This window comes from Ruegeria sp. BC3 (assembly GCF_056539265.1).
In genome coordinates this window covers 603,781-620,567 of record NZ_JBQFUP010000002.1, presented here as the reverse complement: position 1 = coordinate 620,567, position 16,787 = coordinate 603,781, and the positions used below count along the sequence as shown (strand labels likewise).

Sequence of the window (16,787 nt, the reverse complement as noted above, 5' to 3'; positions counted from 1 at the left end):
CTTAGGTAAATGCGTCTGGTTCCAACTCCTCCCAGAATTCAAAAATCTTGGCTGCGTTCAACCCTGAACGCCAGCCATGTGCTCGAAAGTGTTCTCGGTCTAGATCGTTATCGAGGCCGGACATAAACAGTCTTTTGTCCGCGTCTCGTTGAGTTGGGTTTCGCCGCGAAACCACCTCCTCCACGATCGCAAGTTTGCGAGATCGTTCCGTTCTTATCGCAGCTCTGGCTTCGTATTCCCTGTCCTGCTTCTCTTGCTCAGCCGATCTGAGTTGCGCGGCCTTGATGGCCTCTGGACTGGGTGATGTTTCTTTCGCCGCCGAACGATAATCATCTCGTAGCGCAGCAGAAAGAAATCCGACCGTCGACTTCACGCCGTCCTTGCCGCTGACATAGTCAAGCTTTTCCCTCACATAGTCTTCACCATGTTCAGAAATCCACTGACGCGCCAATCTGTCGGAAACACCCTGTTTACGGAGCGTCTTGTAAGTTTCGAGATTGCGAACGCCGTCTTCGTCGTCAATTTCGAACATGGCTTTCTGCGGATTTCCTTTGATCAGGAACCGAATATCCGTAACGGTGCGACCCTTCTTCTGAAACTCGGGTTCGATCAAAATGTCAGAGCTTTTGTTAACCTCAGCAACGGCCGGTTTGATGATCTTCGCGTTGAGATGCTTAAAACTAGCATAATAGTCACTTCCATCGACGCCCATAAGTTTGCGAAACACGTCAAGCGCCCACCAACCAGTGGATCCCGTTCTGACAAAGCGATAGCAGTTCTCATAAAGCGCCAATCCGTGGCCGGAACTGAAGTTCCGTTGGATCTGCACATTTATCAAGGCATAGATTTTTGGGTCATAGAGCTTTTGTGCCAATGCGGGAGAATATGCATATTCACAGACCCCATTTTTTAGCTTGGCGAAACTCAACAAAGACGAAACGCCCCATTCCTGACGTCCCTGCTCATCCAGCATATCCCACTCGGCGACTGTTTCAGCAAGTGCGCGCAGACTTGTACGCAAGGTGTCAAAATCGTTCGAGTTATACCCAACCATCATCGCCAAAGTCCGCGCATCGATCGTGTGAGTCGGCGCCGAAGTCAGCGCATCATAGGCATTCAGCAAAAGCACATTGGACAACTTGCGCTGCAGAAGTGAAAGCTTGCCGCTGATGTGAATTGCAGCGACATTCTTTTTTACAGTCTCGCGACGCAATGCTCCAGCGAGGTTGTCCATATTGGTCTTTGGTTCGGGCATGATTCTGCCTGACTGCTCTTTTGCTTTATTCTTGGCATGAAAGGTACCCGTGATGCAATCTCAATTGGGTGCCCAAATACGGGATGACCCCTATCCCGGATACGGGTACCTTATTGTGCTTCGGATAAAGTTATCCCCAGAAGGCCCCAAGATTTGAATCATTTCGGACGTACACTGCTCACTCGGTCACCTTTTGCTCGCTTAAATAGGGTCTATTTTCCAACGAATTTCAGTATACCGAGAATCGGCACCCTCACTCCCGGACTCTGGCGCCTATCACCCCGTATCTGGGTGCCTAAGGTACTGTAAACAGGTGCCTTTAAACCTGGTAATGGGTACCGAACTCCCTTTAATGGCTTGAAATATATAGTATATTTCCGCCCAAACCTTCTAAACTACATAAAAGAAATAAACGCTTTGTTGTCTGTTTTTCCTTTATTTCTTTGAGTTTCGCCGCGAAACCCGAAAATTTCAGCATTTCTGTGGAAAACTTCGCTTGTAATGATAGCCTTCGCAAATAATGTTCGCTATGTAGAAACATATACGCCGAGAAGGCGAACATTACTTGAGGCATCGACAGTGAGTAAAACAACCCAACCTCCCCTGCCCCCTTATCTGAATCTTGATCCAGCTAACGCAGCGAAAAAGCTTCCCGATCCTATCGGGACATCTCGATTCGCAAAAGCAGCTACCTTCTGCGCTAAAGGACGTGAGGATTTGGCTCGGCGCGGCTACGCTCCGAACGGAGAGAAGCGCCTGCGCCGCTTTTCCATCTGGGAAATCACAAAGTATCTTATTCCCGTCGCACCTGCACACCTGCGGCGTGTTCTGAAGGCTAATCCGGAACTTCCTCAGGGCGAAGGCGAAGCGGGATCGAAGTGGTTTACCCTGGAGGATGTATTGGCCCTTAGAAAGCACTTCGCGGCAGAAGGCGTCAGCACTAAGGAATACTTACCGTACCGACCAGAAAGTTTACCTGCAAAGGTTGTATCTGTCGCAAATTTCAAAGGTGGTGTTGGAAAGACATCGACAGCGGCGCATCTGGCAATGTCGTCGGCATTGGACGGATATAAGGTTCTCGTCATCGATCTGGATAGCCAGGGATCAATGACTTCGATCCTAGGGGGTTCGGTTGCGGATGAATGGCAAACCGTCTTTCCTCTCATCGCCAAGGACTACGCGCAAGCGGTGCGTGAGGAAAATCTCGTGCGCCAGGTAAATGGGCAATCAGAAATACCTCTCGACGAAACCTTGGAAGAGGCTTTGAAGACTACCCCCAGTGACGTTATTCAGAAAACGCATTGGCCCAACATCGATTTGATCGGCGCTCAGTTGAATTTGTACTGGGCCGAATTTCAAATTCCCGTCTGGCGGATGGGTTTACGAAGCTGGCCTCTTTGGGATGGGCTTACGAACTTCCTGGAAGATAGTGGAGTACTGAACGATTACGACATTGTTTTCCTCGATACGCCTCCTGCACTTGGGTACCTAACAATCAATGCGCTGGCGGCAGCGGATATTCTGCTGGTGCCACTCGGCGCATCCTTCCTGGAATTCGACTCAACTGGTCGGTTCTTCGATATGCTGTACACGACGTTTGCAAGTATCGAAGATGGAGAGAATGCAGCACAGAGAGCTGCTGGTCTTCCTGAGCTCAAATTCGAATGGGACGTCGTGAGAGCTATTATCACGCGTTTCGACGCAAGCCAGCAAACTGACATGGCGAACGTTATTCAGGCCTATTTTGGCGATTTTATGAATGCGTACCGACAGGATTTCACGGCTCTAGTCGGGCAGGCGGGTGAGCAAGTGAACGGTATCTACGAAGCGGACTACAGAGATTTTAACCGCGAGACCTATGTGCGAGGACGAGAAACCTTTGACCGAACATATGCCGAGTTCAAAGAGGTATTGATTGGTTGCTGGTGGCGGGATGCTCAATTGGGAGAACAGGCAGATGGCTAAACGCAGACGGTTAACGGCACCCGACACGGCCAAGTTGGAAGAACTAGAGGCAGGTTTCGCCGCGAAACCCTCACTCAACCCATTCGACGCAACGTCGACACCTCCACCGATTGCACAAGTGGCGGCCGAAGCGGCTTCGTTGAACGGTATGACGTCGGTCACAGATCGCGTCGCGTTGGCGAAAGACCAAAATGACGCTTCACTTTGGAGAGATGCTCAGAGCGCGGGCTTAGTGGCCGAAATGTTGCCTTTGGACCAGATCGATGCCGAATACATCCGGCGGGATCGCATGGTCGAAGATGAAGAGGCCATGGGGGAGCTTCTTGAGTCGCTGCGGGCCCATGGATTGCGAACACCGATCGAAGTGACAAGAGATGGCGAGGGGTTTGGGCTGATCTCGGGCTTCAGACGCCTGGACGCGTTCCGTCGCCTTGCACAAACCGATGATCGGTTTTTGTCGATCCCAGCTTTCGTCCGAGAGGCGGGGTCAGGGCAGGGCGCCTACATCTCGATGGTCGAAGAAAACGAACTGCGTTCCAACCTGAGCCCATATGAACGAGGGCGCATCGCGGTTTTGGCAGTAGGGCAGGGGATATTCGAGTCGACAGAAGCCGCCGTTGATGTGCTTTTCGCGGCAGCATCGAAAGCCAAACGCTCAAAGGTGCGCAGCTTTGCAATGGTTCATGAGGCGTTGGGGGACCTACTGCAGCACCCTGTGGCTCTTTCCGAGAAAGCAGGGTTGAAGTTGGCGTCCGCGCTGAGAGCTGGGGCGCAAACGAAACTTCGTCAAGCCCTCGCAGAGGCGGACGTTCTTGATCCAAAGGCGGAATGGGCCGTTTTGGAAAATGCGATGACTTCTTCTTCGCAACCCGCGGCTAAAAGGGCACGAGGAGGTCGCCCGCAGCAGGTTAAACCCCTGACACCAATTGGACTGGAAGGAGGCGGCGTTTTGCTCGGAGAGCTTTCACCGGACGAAGTTCGCATCAAGATACAACTTTCAGGTGTGTCTGAAGAGGAAGCTCAAGAGTTGTTAGTCCAACTCGCAAGGCATCTGACGTAGCCCGAGAAGCGCCGTCAAGAAAGCCGAAGGAGACACTGTATCCATCAGCAGACCAACCGTAGCCAAAAAAGCCAAGGTCATGTAATGCGCATTTAGTTAAGTTAATGCGCATTACGAGGTTTATGCATTTCAACTGCGAATGGGAAATAAATTAGTTGAAAGCCGGGATTGGTGTGATCAGGGATCTATCGCTATGATTTGACCATTGACCTTCGTGCCGTTAGCGCCTGTGAAGCGAAAAAACTTGAACGATATCGACGAACAGGATCACTGATCTATCAAGCGTCGCACTCGATCACTGCTGGGGTTCAAAGCATTTAATTCTGCATCGGTAATACTCGACGGAGTCGAAGTGCCGCATATGACCCGCAAGTGCAAATAGTCGCCCAAAATCTGCCCATTTTAGCAACTCGCTGAGTTTGTCAAAAATCTCACAAGTGATTGCTGAAACCGCTCAACGAGCACAATTCTTTGCAACACATCCCTAACACTTAACTTAGACACGTCAGGCCAAGCTGCTCAAACCAACATTTCAAGTTTGGCGTCCGGAAACCGGGACATGATGGCATTGATCCGCTCGGTCGGGGTCACGCACAAAGTGGTAGATAACCCGTCCGCCAAGGCGGCGGTAGGAGCTGAAATTGAAACAGCCTCGTGAAACGCCACAAGAGATCTTGGATCAAAGATATGTCCCGACATTTCCGCCATGCGCATCGCACCGGGGACTGATGTTGCCACGGCTCGGTTTTGCAGTTCGATGCTGCTGAGCACTACGTCATTCGGGCCAGCCAGACCTACCTGCCAGTCAGCGCCGTCGTTTTGCCAGCCAAGGCCGGCAATTTCACCCATATTCACCAACACACTCTGCAGGCCGATCGACCGTAGCAAGTCAACGATGCGGTCCGTGACTTCTCCTTGCGCGATGCCATTGAGCGTCAAGGCAGCGATACCCGAGCTATGTAACCTGATTTCATCACTTGCCACCGACACCTTCTTCCAGCCAACCGCGTCCTGGGCCGCTTGTAGCTCCAATTCACCAGCTCCTTTGGCGAGCGCGTTCCACAAAGGCTGAATTGTCGGATCAAATGCGCCCTCTGATACGTCGTGCAGTACGGCACAGAGGCTAAGCAGGCCCAACAGCTCGGGCGAAGGGTGTTTCAGCCGTCCAGAAGCGTTCAGACGGCTCAATTCGGACTCGGTTCGATAAAGGCTAAAGATCGCCTCCAGTCGGTCCAACTCGGCTTCAACGGCAGCAAAGATCGGGGCAGCTTCGGTGTTGGTCAAACCTTCAAGCCGCAAGCTGGCCGGTGCACCCAGTGCAATACCGCGCCATTGTGCGACAGCAACCGTCGTGGTGGGCATTGCGGCGCAGGCGGCTGAGATCGTCAGGAAACGACGACGTGTGAGAACGCTCATGCGGGGGTCTCCAGTTGCAGATTCAGATCAACGGGGCCCAGCACTTCGGTGTCGGGAATGTCGGACAGGGGCAGAGCGGAGCCGCCATATTGGTCAATGAAGGCAGTGGCGTCAGCGGGGCTGGAAAACGGTACCACTTCCCTTGCGCCCATTCCGCCCGCGACATTCGAGCCAACGACAAACGTCGCACTGTCGGCTGCAATCCAATTGGAAATGCCGGGCTGTCGCCAGTTGGGCGCCGCGCTCATATCGCTGACATAGATGGCAGTGATTTCGGCATCCCGTTCAGGGCTTTTGAGATAGGCCACCATGTCGCGCACCTGTGCAAAGAATAGTGGGGCAGGGTAACCTTCCAGGTGGATCTGCCCCTTAGGTCCGCCGTGTTCTGCGATGTTCATCTGGCAGAAAAAGCTTAACGCATCCGGGGTCAGATCGACTGGGTCAGGTGCCTCGGCGGCTTCTTCCTTACAAGCGCTCAACGCGATCAGCGCGATCAGGGTAAGGTGTTTCATGGCTCAAACTTCCGGAAAGCAAGTCGCGCCAGGGCAAAGCCCAGTACGGGCCAGATCAGCAGCGATGCGGGCGCGGCCCAGACCGGCAGGGCCTGCGCGACCCCGGTCATGCCGGACGCCATCGCAACGCCCTCGGTCGCGGCAATGTTCCACAGACGGAACGCGTCGGCCGGGTTGGCAACCATCACCCAAGGAAAGACGGATTGGGTGAATGTGCCGCCCTCATCCATGACGACGGCTCCCAACAAGCCCAGATCATAAAGGACGACAAAGACCAGCCAGAGCCCGGCCGACAGACCTGCCGCCGCCGTTGCGCCCCTCGCCAGAGCGGACAGCAGGTATCCCAGCGCCAGAAACACGGCGCCCAGCAGGATGGATGTGAGGATGAGGCGGACCAAAGCCGTCAGGCTTTCCGATCCCGCGCCACCGAACCACGCGGCCACCGTGCCAGCGGTGCCAAAACCAACGGTCATGGCGAAGGCCAGCGCCGCAAGGTGGGCGGTGAACTTGCCCAACAGGATTTCTCCGCGCCCAGCAGGGTAGGACAGCAGCAGCGACAGGCTGCCCCGGTCCACATCGCCCGCGATGGCGTCGAAGGAAATCATAAGTGCCAGCAAGGGCGCGAGGTAGACCGACAACGTGGTCATCGAGGCGACCGAGACGGTCAGCATGTCGACGCCCAGCGTGCCTGTTGGAGCACTGCCAGCAAAGGTCAGGGCCAGCGCGAAAAGAACCATGATCAGCGTGGCAATCAAAAGCCAGCGGTTGCGGCGCAGGATCAGCATTTCAGTGCGGGTGATGGCGAGGAAGCGAGTCATTGCATCTCCTCCTGAGCGTAGTGGCGATAAAGGTCTTCCAGCTTGGGCGGGGTCATTTCCACATCCGCCACCGCGTCGCCCAACCCGGCGATGCGGCGAAGGGCCGCCATCTTGTCATCCGGAGCGCACAACAGTTCGACCGACGCGCCGTTGATCCGGTTGCCGCCCAATTCAACGGCAAGCACTTCGGGGTTTGCGCTGGCGCGGACTCGCAGGCGGATCGGCAATCCAGCCAGTGCGGATAGGTTGGCCAGTGTGTCATCGGCGACCATCCGACCCTTGTGCATGATGGCGATGCGGTCGGTGCGGGCCTCGACTTCGGTCAAGGCATGTGAGGCGATCAGAACCGCCGTGCCCTGCGCGGCCAGTTCGTCAATGATGGCATAGAGATCTTGCCGCGAGATCGGGTCTAACCCGCTGGTCGGCTCGTCCAGCAGCGCCACTTTCGGCTGGCCCAGCAAAACCTGCGCCAGACCCAGACGTTGTCGCATCCCCTTGGAATAAGTTCCGATCCGGCGGTCCAGTGCGTCGCTCAGACCCACGCGATCCAACAGGCCGATCACATCGGTATTGGCACCGGAAAGCTGTGCAAACAGGGTCAGTTGCTCGCGTCCAGTTAGGGCCGGGTGAAACGACACCGCCTCGGGCAAATAGGCCGTCTCGCGCCGCGCTTGAGCGCTGCCGGGGGTTGCGTCTCCGATCCGAATGGCTCCGCCGTGGATTGGGGTCAGGCCGAGAATGGATTTGATCAGGGTAGACTTTCCCGCGCCGTTATGGCCCAGCAGCGCGACGCGCTGGCCGGGGGCAAGAGACAGGTTGATATCGTCGAGAACGCGGGTTTTCCCTCGGTTCTTACAGACGTTGTTTATCGTCAGGGCCTTATCCGTCATGAGGCACCTTTTTCATAGCTGGGGGTTCAGGGGCTTGCATCAATGGGTTGCTGTCCATCACGCCGCCCGGCAGCAGGGCAGGAAAAGCGGATTGCGACCAGCGCACCAACTGCACGGCGGGGGAGCCGAGTAGCAATTTGGCTGCGGGTTGGGTCCACAGCACATGGTCAATACTGTCATTGGGGCGATAGGGGGCATCGGCGATGCCGTTGCCATCCACATCGTAGGCGGCGAAATCGGACCAGTAATTCCCGCGCCCGTCTTCCGACCACTCGACCCATTTGGTCGAGACGTATTTCACCTGCGTCCGGTTGCCGATGAATGAGTTGCCGAAGATCCGGTTGCGCTCGGACCCGGCGGTAAAGTGAATGCCGATGCCGCATCCCTGGAACCAGTTGTCGGTGAATTTGTTCTTGTTCGAGTTATAGAGGAAGGTGCATTTTTCCTTGGCACCTATCACTACGTTGCCGGTGATGACGCTCTTGTTCGCGTAGTTCAGCATCACGCCATGTTCGCGGTCACCGATTGAGACGTTGTCTGCGACTTTCACATTTGTCGTGAACATCACCGCATAGCCCAGATCATTGCCGATCGAGACATTTTCGCTGACGACCGAGTCGTCCGCATACATGTAATGCACGGCAAAGCGCAGATCGCGGAACAGGTTGCCGGTGAAGGTGTTCTTTTTCGACGAGTTCACAAAGATCCCGTCACGGCCATAGCGAATGTCGTTGTCCTCAACCACAGCCCCCGGCGCGTTCCAGACATAGACGCCATTTCCGCGGTCATTCATCCGCCGGTCTTGCCGCCCTTCAATCCGGTTGCCGCGCACGATGCTGTCCTTGGCTCCGTGAATGTCGATGCCATAGAGGTTGCCCAGCAGCACGTTATCCTCGACCACCGGTGCGTGGGCCGTCTTGGTCAGCTGGATGCCGCTGTCGATCCCGTCATGGTCCGAACCAGAGCCGATCACTGTCAGCCCGCGCACGATCACACCCGGTCCGGTTACGGTGATGACGCTGCCTTGGCCTTGTCCATCAATGGTGGCCTGCCCCAGCCCGTCAAGGATAATGGGCCGGTCCAAAACCAGCGTCTCAGAGTAAACACCGGGGCTCAGGCGGAGGGTGTCTCCATCCGCCGCCCGCGCCAGTGTTTCATTGATGGCCCCTGCCCGGTTGGGCACATCCCAATCCGCCGCCCAAAGGGGCGAGCCGAGCAGGAGCAGTATGAGCAGGGGCCAACGCATGATTACGCGCTCCGCGGCTCAACAAACATCCGGCCGCGCATTTCCATGTGCAGCGCATGGCAGAACCACTGGCAATAGAACCAGTGCACGCCGGGGCGGTCGGCAATGAAGGTGACCGAGGCGGTGGCCTGCGGCGCAACTTCCATCGCGATACCGAAGTTCGACAGGCAGAAGCCGTGGGTCACATCGTCCACGTCATCCAGGTTGGTGACATAGACGGTGACTTCATCGCCCTGTTTGACGGTGAACTTCTCCATGCTGAACACGGGTGCCACGGAAGTCATGTAGACCCGCACCTTGTTGCCATCCCGGATCGGCTCTTCCGCGCCGTAATCCAGATCGACACCGTCGGCTTCGGCCTGTTTGCGGGCATCTTCCCACATCGGGTCGTTGCGGTCCCAGACATTGACCGGGTTCACCTTGGACCGGTGTACAAGGATCGAGTCATGCGGCTCGGCAAAGGTTGGGCCGTCATGGACCACCTTCATCTTGTCACCCGAGATGTCGATCAACTGCTCGTTTTCCGGCTTCAGTGGACCTACGTTCAGGAAGCGGTCCTTCGAGAACTTGTTCATCGAAATCAGCCACTTGCCATCAGCTTCGGCGGTCTCGCCCATCGAGGTCGAGTTGTGACCCGGCTGATACTGCACGTCCACTTTGTCGAGGATCGGATCGACGTCGGCACCGCCATAAGCTTCGATCGCCTTGGCGATGTCCCATTTCACCACCTGGCTGTCCAGGAACAGGGTGGTGTAGGCATTGCCTTTACCATCGAACGCCGTGTGAAGCGGGCCAAGACCCAGCTGCGGTTCAGCAACGATGGCGGAGCGCGGATCGGCGTTGTCGGCAAACAGCGCGTCGACCTTCTCGACATCGATCACGGACACGGTCGGAGAAAGCTTGCCGTTGATCATGATGTGTTTCTTGTCGGGTGCTGCGTTCACACCGTGCGGCGAGTTGGGGATCGGGATATAGCGGGTCAGGTTGCCACCCGCCTCTTTACGGCCGTCTACGACCTTGACGCCGTTCAGCTCCTGATAGTTGCCCGCTGCGATCGCGTCCTCGATACCTTTGAGGTTGAACACGACCACGTGGTCCAGCTCATTCTCGGTCATCTCGGCCAGGTTCATACCCATTTCCGAGTTGTACGAGGTCGAGAACGCATACTTGCCCTGATAGTCGCAATCGGTGTTGTCGAGGTTACCCGACACCATCACCTGCCATGCGATCTCCATCGTATCACCGTCAATGGCGGTGAAGATGTTCACGTATTGCGACGGATCGTCGAGGATTTGACCGTCGTTGACCAGCGGTGCTTCGTGTTCGCCGTTGGCAAAGACATAACCGGTGCGCGGGTATTTCTGCGGACGCAGGCCGTGGATGTCATGTGCGTTCGGGATCTCGATGATCTTGTCGCATTTCATCACGTCACAGCGCACACGGGCCACGCGGGTGTTGGCCTTGTCGTTCATGAACAGAAAGCGGCCGTCATAGGTGCCATCGGTGAAGGACATATGCGGGTGGTGCAGGTCGCCATTGTCATAGGTGACCTTGCCATTCGCGGCCAGGAACTCCTTGGTTTCGGGCAGCAGGCCTTCGGTCAGGATCTTCAACGACTCGTTGGTCTGACCCCAGCCGGTGGCCGAGCAGCGGTTGAATACCGGCACACGCATCAGTTCGCGCATCGAAGGCACACCCAGAATGCGCAGCTCGCCGGTCTGGCCCGAGGACCAGAAGCCGTAGTATTCGTCTAGCTCGCCGGGCTCCAGATGCGCGTTCGCGGCAGCGCTGGCCTCGCGCGCGGTCATCAGGGTCGAGCCAAGCCCGGTTCCGGCAATTACCGCGCCAGTGGCGGTTGCCCCCAGCATCCCACGGCGTGTGATGTTCAGTTTGTTTTCGTTGTCCGACATGATCGTTCCTCCTTTTTAGGAAGCGGTTTGCGGTTTGGCGTTCGGATGGTTCGCCGGCGGTTGTCCGAGCGGGGTCTTCATTTGGACCGACCCTGTCTTGGCCCGCCGCTTCAGCTGGCGGATAACGACGGGACATTTGTCCTCGGACTGGTAGAGCACCTGACAATGCAGGCAGGTGACGCACTCGTTCGGGTTGATCTCACCAGTGGGGTGGATTGCCTGAACGGGGCATTCGTTGGCGCAGGTCTGACAGGGGGTGCCGCAATCCTTGTAGCGGCGCAGCCAGTCGAACATGCGGATTCGGGCGGGGATGGCCAGCGCTCCGCCCAGCGGGCAGAGATAGCGGCAGTAGAAGCGTTCGATGAACAGCCCGATCCCCAGCAGGGTCAGCGCAAAGACCACAAATGGCCAGTCGCGCATGAATTTCAGGATGATCGCGGTCTTGAACGGCTCGATCTCGGCGTATTTCTCGGCCAGTGGGATCGAGACAAAGCTTATGCCGAAGAGCACGAGGAAAATCATGTATTTCGCAGGCCAAAGCCGCTCGTTCAGACCCCAGGGCAGGGTCCATTGCGGAACCTTCAGCGCCCGAGCGATCTTGTTGGTCAGCTCCTGCAAGGCGCCAAACGGACAGAGCCAGCCACAATAGGCCCCGCGCCCCCAGAACAGCAGCGCCGCGGCGACGGCGAACCACTGGATAAACACCAATGGGTCCAGCAGGAAGGCGTCCCATGAGAACCCGGTGCGCAAACTGCCTGCCAGCGCCATAAGGTTCACAACGCTCAGCTGTGCATTGGCGTACCAGCCGATGAAGAACAGCGTCATCGTCAGGAACCCGATGCGGAACCAGTAGAACACCCGTGCGTTCATCGTGGCATGGAATTGGAAGAAGAAAGTGGCCGTGAGCACCAGCAGCATTGCGCCCAGGATCACGATCTCGACCACGCGATCTTTCCAGATGCGCTGCCATAGGGCGGCCTTTGCGGCGGCCTCGCCAGTGGCATCATCGACCAGCGTGGGCGCGGTGACTGGCAGCAGATAGTGTTCGGGCAGCTTGTATCCCAGATCGAAGGTCAGGAAGGTTTTCTCGACCGCACCCACCGCGCGTTGTACCAGCAATTGCAGGCGGAACGGCTCGGCCGGATCGAACTCGGCCTCGGCGGGGATCTTGAAGATGTCCAGTTCCGTGAAACTCGGGGCATCGGGGGCTGCAACCTCGCCCAGACGGCGCTGCTGCTTGTCGAAGAACCGCACCGAATTGTCGCCCTGGATCAACTGGATCCGGTCGAAAATACCACCGCGAACATAGCCCGAGCCTTTGAAACTATAGGCTCCGCGACCCAAAACCAGAATGGCCTGCTCGCCTTCGTCCAGCCAGTCGACAAGGTTCTGGTACTCGGCCTCGCCCAGCAGCGATTTGCCGATCGACGGCACCGAGACCAGCGCCATATGCATGTCGATGAAGGTGTCATCTGGTTCGCCCGGCTCAGGCCGTTTGATGGCGCGCTGATCGCCTGTCGCCTCGAACGCCGCATTGACCTGACCTATGTCCAACGTCAGCCGCCGCACCGAGCCGTCCCCGGACAGGGTGCTCCAGTCGTAAACAGCATCCTGCGCCAGATCGACCTCGCGCTTTGGCCCATCGGCCTGCAGGGGTGACAGCCCGCCCAGCCCCAGCGCACGCGCGACTTTGATGCCGCCGCGCACAAGGCTGTCGTCGATCACCATAATCGTGACCGTTGCGCCCGATATGATGTCGAGGTCATGCCCCTCACCGCCGGTTTCGGCCTCACGCTTCAGGTCCAGACCTGCATAGCCTTCGGTCAGCTCGACCATGCGCGAATTGGGGATGCCGATCAGCACGATGGGTTCAGAGTGTTTGACCAGTTGCACGCCTGTCAGCACTGCATCCTGATCGATGCCAGAAACGACATGGATCGGCTTGCCGGAATACCCGGTGGTGCCCACGAAATCAGAGGTCAGAAAGGCCCAGGCGACGGTCTCACCGTCCTTCAGGACTGGGGCAACCGGAATGTCATCACGGACCGGACCAAAGGCATCGGCACCGGGGGCCAGATCGGCGGGTTCTATTTCAGGCAGGAAGCTGGCAAGGCTGTCGGCATGGGCACTGATCGCCATCAGGCAGGACAGAGCGAGGGCCAGCAGGCATTGGAATGCGCGATTTACGACCATGGCGCACCTCCGAAATCTAGGGTGGAAGCCATGGACGCACGCAGGGCGCGTTCAGTTATTTCTCGGGGTGAGGGCGGGGGGCCTCGGGTTTCGGGCCAAAGCAGATCAGTGCTGTGCACTGCGCAAGACTTAACGGTCTGAGATTGTACGATACGGACGATTCCGAATTGTCCCACCCGCGCCAACTCGGGCACAGGGGCCGCGTTGGTAATGGCGCAAAGCGCGCAATCGGCACATTTTGGGCAGGTCGCGGTCTGGTTGTCGGTATCCTCCTCAAGAGAAACCTCGACCCAGACCGCGCCGCCTTCCGAGCAGATCTCCACCCAGACACTTTCGCCGGGACTCGCCAGCGCCGGTCCAAAGGTCTGCAACAACATTAGGAATATGCCCGCCAACCCAGCCGCCGCGCGAAACGCACGGGCAGGGAGATTGTGCAAAGGGATCAAGGCAGGCATGGAGTCTCCGACTCGGGAAGCTATGCCTAGGTGTTATGGGAAACGACCGAGTCGTTACTTGACTTAGGTTAGGTGTAGCGAAATTCTGGGTTTGCCCGCAAAATCAACTGTCTGCCTCATCCATCAACCCGCGCAGCCACCGCCCGGCCAGCCAGGTTGCAGGGAGGCCCAGAGGGATTGACCAGATCAATGCCGTTACGGGTTCGATCACGCCGAACCCCAAGCCATGGGCGATCAATCCGGCCAGAAAAAGGTTGATGGCGACGGCCAACGCCGTCGCCGGATAAAGCAGGATAGCCAGTTTCCAGACCGGCCATTTGCCGTCAGTGGCTGGTTCCTTCCGAGAAGGTGATTTTGTTCCAGACATTGTATTTCCCAGACGGTTTGCGCATTGGCAGGCGGCGAACCTCTTCCAGCGTCTGCGCGTCATAAACGATCACCGCGCCGTCATCTTCCCAGATCGACACCAGCGCATGGCTGCCATCCTTAGTGAACTCCACATGGGCAACGGTATTGCCGGGGGCAGGGCGCAAAGTCTTCACGATCTCAAGGCTTTGCTTGTCAATCACATGCATGGCGTCCTTGTTGGGGCCAAAGAAGACATCGGCCCAGACATAAGGCGAATTCTCATGGCTGCGCATGAAAAAGCCCGGCCCTTCGGTCTTGATCCGTTTAACCGTTTCCCAGCTTTCCATATCGATCACCGACACGGTGCCATCAGTCAGATGCGGCGTGGCCATTACGGTCGTGTCGCCATGTCTCCAGGTAATCCCCGAGCCCAGATGTGGCATTCCCGGCAGGTCCAGATCAGCCACTTTGTGCCCAATCACCAGATCAATCACCTGTCCGCCCTTGCCATCGCGGGAGGCACCCATGACGTATTCATAGCTCTGGTCGAAAAAGAAATCGTCCAGATAATCGGGCGTCGTGATCTTGCGCACCGGGAAGGGATCAGGGTTCTTGAACTGGCCTTCAATGCGGAAGTCATGCCCCAGCCCGAATTGCGGAGGGTTGGCCCCGTAGAAGACTTCCCAAATCTCGGGCACATCTTTCAGCGCCAGCACAAAGCTTTCGCGCGGAGGGGCCTGATAGACGGCGGAAACCCGGCTGGGCGTACCCTTTTTACCCTTAACATCAATGACTTTGGCCACCGACAGATCGTCAGTCGACAGTAGCGTCAGCGAGTTCGGCAGGTAATTCGCCACAGCCACCCATTTGCCATCCCCGGACATGGCGATGTTGCGGCTGTTCAGACCTGCGCGTACACGGCCCACCTGCTGCAAGGCCCAAATGTCGTATTTCTGAACCCAGCCATCGCGCGACATGATGAAAACATAGCGGCCGTCGGGGCTGAATTTCGGCCCGCCATGCACGGCAAATGGGGTCTCGAACCGGTCCAGTACTTCGAACGTATCACCGTCCAGAACGCTGATATGGTGATCGCCTGTCTCAACCGCCAATGTGATGTTCATCGGGTCGCTGTCCCAAACGGGCGCGCCTACGGCCACATAGTCTTCGTCCAGAATGCGACTGGCCATGATATCGACCTCACCCCATTCGGGATCATTCTCCAGCGGAGATTTCAGCCAGCCCGCCAATTCCTCGATCTGCAACGCGTCCAACTCATGCGAAAACGCGGGCATCTGAGTAGCTGCCCGGCCTTCGGCGATCACAGCCGCGACGCGAGGGCCGCGCATCCGTTTCAGCGTCTCGGGGATCAGCGCTGGTCCGACCCCGCCCAGACGGTTTTCGCCGTGGCATGAGGCGCAGTGTTCCGCGTAGTCCGACAGGGCATCAGCCCATGCGGTGCTGGCCAGCAACAAGGAACACAGTGAGCCGATTTTCAGAATGTCAAAAGAATTGATGCGCCGGATCATGACGTTTCCCCCGGAACGGCGTGACCTGCAGACGTTCGCCTGCATCATCCACACCGATTTCTTGATTTGACAGATAACAGGCCGGATCTTCGGCCCAGGGATCGCCGGTCAGTTGCAAGGCCCTGATGCGTGTGTTGCCACCACAAACATCCTTCAACTGACACGCCCCGCACCGTCCTTTCAGCGGGCGCGGGCGGGTGCGCAGCATCGCTAGCATCGGATCATCATTGGTCCAAAGGTCGGAAAATGGATGGGTCTTCACATTTCCGAGCGTGTAATCCGACCAATACGTGTCAGGATGCACGCGCCCCAGATTGTCGATATTGGCTACACCCAATCCGCTGGAGTTGCCCCCCCAGGCAATCAAGTGTTTGCGCACATGGTTGGTTTTTTCGGCATCGAACCGTGCACGGGCCCAATTCAGAAAATAGCCCGCATCTGCATCATTGTTGCCGGTCACGATATCCAGCGGTCGCCCGCCCGAGGCGGCCTCCCACGCGCGCTCCAGCAACAGATCCAGACCATTGCGAGTTCGCTGATGTTCTGCGTCCTCGCCCCGGTTCTTGTCGCCGCGCCCGGCGTAAACGAGGTGCGACAAGTAGAACTTATCTACTCCTTCGTCATCGCACAGTTGCAACAGGTCGGGCAGGTGGTGTTGGGTCCCTTCGGTCAGGCAGAACCGCAATCCAACCTTAATGCCGCGTTTCTTGCATTCGCGTACCCCACGCAGAGCGTCGGCAAAGGCACCTTCGACTCCGCGGAACCAGTCGTTGGTGGCGCCGATCCCGTCCAGTGAGATACCGACGTAATTGAACCCCACATCGGCGATCATATCTGCGGTTTCGTCGTAAATCCGCGTGCCGTTGGTCGACAGCGCCAGCATCGGCACCAATTCACGCGCACGATTGGCGATGTCGAAGAAATCGAACCGGTCCAGCGGTTCCCCTCCCGATAGGATCAGGGCCGGAATGCGAAACTGGCCCAGATCCTCAAGCGTGACCATGGCTTGCTCGTGGCTCAGCTCGCCGGGAAAGGCCACATCCGCCGACACGGTATAGCAATGGCGGCACTTCAGGTTGCATCGGCGCGTCAGGTTCCAGATCACAACCGGTTTCGCCGGGCCGGGGCGGCGTTTTCGGACCGGGGTCGGTTTCACGAGTTGGTGCATATATTCGGTCAGGCGGAACATA

Annotated in this window: 14 protein-coding genes; 2 read left to right on the top strand and 12 right to left on the bottom strand. The window is 57.3% G+C overall.

From position 1 onward, the window contains the following. Position 1 precedes the first annotated feature (1 nt). On the bottom strand, positions 2–1,255 hold the full coding sequence (locus ACR0MV_RS08105) for a replication initiation protein (protein ID WP_170423947.1): 1,254 nt from the start codon (positions 1,253–1,255) through the stop codon (positions 2–4). 579 nt (positions 1,256–1,834) lie between these two features. On the opposite strand from ACR0MV_RS08105, the gene ACR0MV_RS08100 reads away from it, so the two are divergent. Together ACR0MV_RS08100 and ACR0MV_RS08095 are read left to right on the top strand one after the other, a co-directional pair. Continuing rightward, complete coding sequence (locus ACR0MV_RS08100; RefSeq protein WP_170423945.1) at positions 1,835–3,220, top strand: AAA family ATPase; 1,386 nt, start codon at positions 1,835–1,837, stop codon at positions 3,218–3,220. Further along, positions 3,213–4,280, top strand: coding sequence for a ParB/RepB/Spo0J family partition protein (locus ACR0MV_RS08095; protein ID WP_480701714.1), 1,068 nt, complete (start codon positions 3,213–3,215; stop codon positions 4,278–4,280). Before ACR0MV_RS08100 ends, ACR0MV_RS08095 begins: the two co-directional genes overlap by 8 nt. A gap of 519 nt (positions 4,281–4,799) precedes the next feature. Here the strand turns inward: ACR0MV_RS08095 and ACR0MV_RS08090 are convergent. From ACR0MV_RS08090 to nirJ, 11 genes are all read right to left on the bottom strand, one after another. After that, the gene (locus tag ACR0MV_RS08090; RefSeq protein ID WP_480701713.1) at positions 4,800–5,696 is read right to left on the bottom strand and encodes an FAD:protein FMN transferase; all 897 of its coding nucleotides are present in this window, start codon (positions 5,694–5,696) and stop codon (positions 4,800–4,802) included. Further along, on the bottom strand, positions 5,693–6,208 hold the full coding sequence (locus tag ACR0MV_RS08085; RefSeq protein WP_480701711.1) for a nitrous oxide reductase accessory protein NosL: 516 nt from the start codon (positions 6,206–6,208) through the stop codon (positions 5,693–5,695). Before ACR0MV_RS08085 ends, ACR0MV_RS08090 begins: the two co-directional genes overlap by 4 nt. Further along, a complete protein-coding gene (locus ACR0MV_RS08080) occupies positions 6,205–7,026 on the bottom strand; it encodes an ABC transporter permease (protein ID WP_170423937.1) in 822 nt (273 codons plus the stop codon). The genes ACR0MV_RS08085 and ACR0MV_RS08080 overlap by 4 nt, the downstream gene beginning before the upstream one ends. Further along, complete coding sequence (locus ACR0MV_RS08075) at positions 7,023–7,916, bottom strand: ABC transporter ATP-binding protein (protein WP_480701709.1); 894 nt, start codon at positions 7,914–7,916, stop codon at positions 7,023–7,025. The genes ACR0MV_RS08080 and ACR0MV_RS08075 overlap by 4 nt, the downstream gene beginning before the upstream one ends. Further along, positions 7,906–9,162 (bottom strand): nitrous oxide reductase family maturation protein NosD, encoded by a 1,257-nt coding sequence (locus ACR0MV_RS08070; protein ID WP_480701708.1) that lies wholly within the window; start codon positions 9,160–9,162, stop codon positions 7,906–7,908. The genes ACR0MV_RS08075 and ACR0MV_RS08070 overlap by 11 nt, the downstream gene beginning before the upstream one ends. Before the next feature lie 2 nt (positions 9,163–9,164). Next, on the bottom strand, positions 9,165–11,072 hold the full coding sequence (nosZ, locus tag ACR0MV_RS08065; RefSeq protein ID WP_480701707.1) for a TAT-dependent nitrous-oxide reductase: 1,908 nt from the start codon (positions 11,070–11,072) through the stop codon (positions 9,165–9,167). A gap of 15 nt (positions 11,073–11,087) precedes the next feature. Next, entirely contained in the window at positions 11,088–13,265 is a 2,178-nt protein-coding gene (locus ACR0MV_RS08060) for a 4Fe-4S binding protein (RefSeq protein ID WP_480701706.1), read from the bottom strand. Beyond that, positions 13,256–13,720, bottom strand: coding sequence for a DUF2946 family protein (locus ACR0MV_RS08055; protein ID WP_480701704.1), 465 nt, complete (start codon positions 13,718–13,720; stop codon positions 13,256–13,258). The genes ACR0MV_RS08060 and ACR0MV_RS08055 overlap by 10 nt, the downstream gene beginning before the upstream one ends. A gap of 103 nt (positions 13,721–13,823) precedes the next feature. Beyond that, on the bottom strand, positions 13,824–14,087 hold the full coding sequence (locus ACR0MV_RS08050; RefSeq protein WP_480701703.1) for a hypothetical protein: 264 nt from the start codon (positions 14,085–14,087) through the stop codon (positions 13,824–13,826). Then, positions 14,044–15,597 carry a cytochrome D1 domain-containing protein gene (locus tag ACR0MV_RS08045; RefSeq protein WP_480701701.1) on the bottom strand — a complete coding sequence of 518 codons (1,554 nt, stop codon included), beginning with the start codon at positions 15,595–15,597 and terminating at the stop codon, positions 14,044–14,046. Before ACR0MV_RS08045 ends, ACR0MV_RS08050 begins: the two co-directional genes overlap by 44 nt. Then, positions 15,572–16,786, bottom strand: coding sequence for a heme d1 biosynthesis radical SAM protein NirJ (nirJ, locus tag ACR0MV_RS08040; RefSeq protein ID WP_480701700.1), 1,215 nt, complete (start codon positions 16,784–16,786; stop codon positions 15,572–15,574). Before nirJ ends, ACR0MV_RS08045 begins: the two co-directional genes overlap by 26 nt. Between the last annotated feature and the right edge of the window lies 1 nt (position 16,787).

Bases quoted from the DNA above. Each gene is read 5' to 3' on its own strand.
- ACR0MV_RS08105 (WP_170423947.1), bottom strand. From the start codon at position 1,255: ATGCCCGAACCAAAGACCAATATGGACAACCTCGCTGGAGCATTGCGT.
- ACR0MV_RS08095 (WP_480701714.1), top strand. From the start codon at position 3,213: ATGGCTAAACGCAGACGGTTAACGGCACCCGACACGGCCAAGTTGGAA.
- ACR0MV_RS08090 (WP_480701713.1), bottom strand. From the start codon at position 5,696: ATGAGCGTTCTCACACGTCGTCGTTTCCTGACGATCTCAGCCGCCTGC.
- ACR0MV_RS08085 (WP_480701711.1), bottom strand. From the start codon at position 6,208: ATGAAACACCTTACCCTGATCGCGCTGATCGCGTTGAGCGCTTGTAAG.
- ACR0MV_RS08080 (WP_170423937.1), bottom strand. From the start codon at position 7,026: ATGACTCGCTTCCTCGCCATCACCCGCACTGAAATGCTGATCCTGCGC.
- ACR0MV_RS08075 (WP_480701709.1), bottom strand. From the start codon at position 7,916: ATGACGGATAAGGCCCTGACGATAAACAACGTCTGTAAGAACCGAGGG.
- ACR0MV_RS08070 (WP_480701708.1), bottom strand. From the start codon at position 9,162: ATGCGTTGGCCCCTGCTCATACTGCTCCTGCTCGGCTCGCCCCTTTGG.
- nosZ (WP_480701707.1), bottom strand. From the start codon at position 11,072: ATGTCGGACAACGAAAACAAACTGAACATCACACGCCGTGGGATGCTG.
- ACR0MV_RS08060 (WP_480701706.1), bottom strand. From the start codon at position 13,265: ATGGTCGTAAATCGCGCATTCCAATGCCTGCTGGCCCTCGCTCTGTCC.
- ACR0MV_RS08055 (WP_480701704.1), bottom strand. From the start codon at position 13,720: ATGCCTGCCTTGATCCCTTTGCACAATCTCCCTGCCCGTGCGTTTCGC.
- ACR0MV_RS08050 (WP_480701703.1), bottom strand. From the start codon at position 14,087: ATGTCTGGAACAAAATCACCTTCTCGGAAGGAACCAGCCACTGACGGC.
- ACR0MV_RS08045 (WP_480701701.1), bottom strand. From the start codon at position 15,597: ATGATCCGGCGCATCAATTCTTTTGACATTCTGAAAATCGGCTCACTG.
- nirJ (WP_480701700.1), bottom strand. From the start codon at position 16,786: ATGTTCCGCCTGACCGAATATATGCACCAACTCGTGAAACCGACCCCG.